Here is a 1,591-nt window from a genome sequence, read left to right as displayed (position 1 = left end):
CGACGCGTCCGGGGCGGCGGCCGGGGCCGTCCGGCGGCGCCGGTAGCGCGGCGGGACGAAGGCCTCCGCCCAGCGCGGGGCGCGCGGCCTGAAGCGGGGCAGCAGGAGCAGGACGAGGCCGAGCGTGGAGAGGACGACGACGCCCAGCACGATCCACATCGACGCCGAGTTCACGGAGTAGGTCAGCGCGCCGAAGGCGATCAGCGCCGACCAGAAGTACATGATCAGCACCGCCCGGCTGTGCGAGTGGCCGATCTCCAGCAGCCGGTGGTGCAGGTGCCCCCGGTCCGCCGCGAACGGCGACTGGCCGCGCCAGGTGCGCCGCACGATCGCCAGGATCAGGTCGGCGGCCGGGATCGCGATGATCGTCAGCGGCATCACCAGCGGGATGTAGACCGGCACCATCTGGTGCACCGTGCTGCGCTCGGACCCGCCGAACAGGCTGTCCGGGTCCACCTGCCCCGTGATGGAGATCGCGCCCGCCGCCAGGACCAGACCGATCAGCATCGAGCCCGAGTCGCCCATGAAGATCCGCGCGGGGTGCATGTTGTGCGGCAGGAAGCCCAGGCACATGCCCATCAGGATGGCCGCGAACAGCGTCGCGGGGGCGGCGGCCTCGATGCCGTACGAGTACCAGATGCGGTAGGCGTACATGAAGAACGCGGCCGCCGCGATGCACACCATGCCGGCGGCGAGGCCGTCGAGGCCGTCCACGAAGTTGACCGCGTTGATGGTGATGACGACCAGCGCCACCGTGAGCAGGGTGCCCTGCCACTGGGTCAGCGCGACCGTGCCGACGCCCGGGATGGGCAGCCACAGGATCGTCAGACCCTGCATGACCATCACGCCCGCGGCGATCATCTGACCGCCCAGCTTGATCAGCGCGTCGATCTCGAACTTGTCGTCCAGCACACCGATCAGCCAGATCAGCGCGGCCCCGGAGAGCAGCGCCCGCGGCTCGTTGGACTTCTCGAAGAGCTGGCCCAGGTTGGTGAGGTGGTCGGCGGTCAGCAGGCCCGCGCACAGGCCGAAGAACATGGCGATACCGCCGAGCCGCGGAGTGGGTTCCCGGTGCACGTCACGTGCCCGGATCTCCGGCATCGCCCCCGCCACGATCGCGAACTTCCGTACCGGCCCTGTCAGCAGGTACGTCACCGCGGCCGTGATGCAGAGCGTCAGCAGGTATTCACGCACGGGCTTCCCCACAGGTCTCGCTGGCCATCACAGCCCCACACCCTAGCGAGGCACGCATATGAGTGGGGACTTCCGGGTAGCGACGATGGTTGCACGCGTGACTGTGCGTCCGTGCCGCCCACCCCGGAACCGGCCCGCTCAGCGGGGGTACGGCGGGAACGCCGCGGCCAGTTCCCGTACGTCCTCCCGGGCCCGCGCGGGCTCGGTGCCGCCCCGCAGGACGCTCGCCAGCAGCCCCGCGACGAACGTCATCTCCCTCGCCCCCATGCCCTGCGTGGTCACCGCCGCCGTGCCCAGGCGCAGCCCGCGGTCGTCGTCGTGCGGAAGAGCGCAGCAGTCCAGGACGAGCCCGGCCGCCGCGAGCCGGCCGCGCGCCGTGCGTCCGTCGACGCCGAGC

The 1,591-nt window shown here is 71.2% G+C and carries 1 protein-coding gene and 1 pseudogene; both read right to left on the bottom strand.

The genetic code is table 11. From position 1 onward, the window contains the following. Positions 1 to 1,194 (bottom strand): MraY family glycosyltransferase (locus B7767_RS31365; protein WP_085575089.1); only part of this gene is annotated, 1,194 nt, incomplete at its 3' end. Between the two features lie 138 nt (positions 1,195 to 1,332). Further along, positions 1,333 to 1,591, bottom strand: a pseudogene (locus B7767_RS31360) (serine hydroxymethyltransferase); the annotation flags it as partial.

The sequence above is a fragment of the Streptomyces sp. 13-12-16 genome, from assembly GCF_002114215.1.
Taxonomy (GTDB): domain Bacteria; phylum Actinomycetota; class Actinomycetes; order Streptomycetales; family Streptomycetaceae; genus Streptomyces.
The sequence above is the reverse complement of the archived record's forward strand: the minus strand, read 5'-3'. Positions and strand labels throughout refer to the sequence as shown.